Source organism: Bacillus proteolyticus (assembly GCF_001884065.1).
GTDB classification, from domain to species: Bacteria; Bacillota; Bacilli; order Bacillales; family Bacillaceae_G; genus Bacillus_A; species Bacillus_A proteolyticus.
This window is the reverse complement of record NZ_MACH01000134.1, coordinates 1-204: the sequence shown is the minus strand read 5'-3', so window position 1 is coordinate 204 and position 204 is coordinate 1. Positions and strand designations below refer to the sequence as shown.

The following is a 204-nucleotide window of genomic DNA, read 5'->3' as shown; positions in this document are numbered from 1 at the left end:
GGTATCATAGCGAGGTGAGAGTCTTTAAGGGTTCTCCTTAATAGGAGGAAACGGATATGGAAAGAGTGCAAGCGATTATTGACAGTAATCTGAAATTCAAGAGCTGGGTTAAACAGGTACTAGCTATAGGCGGAATGTTAGGGTTCTGCTACTTGGTATTATATGTTTTATGTTTCTTATTTGCTATGTAAATACTATATAACT

1 protein-coding gene is annotated in these 204 nt (G+C 36.8%); it reads left to right on the top strand.

Translation table 11 applies throughout. The features are described 5' to 3' along the window. Positions 1-56 precede the first annotated feature (56 nt). Positions 57-191, top strand: coding sequence for a hypothetical protein (locus BAQ49_RS33985; protein WP_255266617.1), 135 nt, complete (start codon positions 57-59; stop codon positions 189-191). Positions 192-204 lie beyond the last annotated feature (13 nt).

Bases quoted from the DNA above. Each gene is read 5' to 3' on its own strand.
- BAQ49_RS33985 (WP_255266617.1), top strand. From the start codon at position 57: ATGGAAAGAGTGCAAGCGATTATTGACAGTAATCTGAAATTCAAGAGC.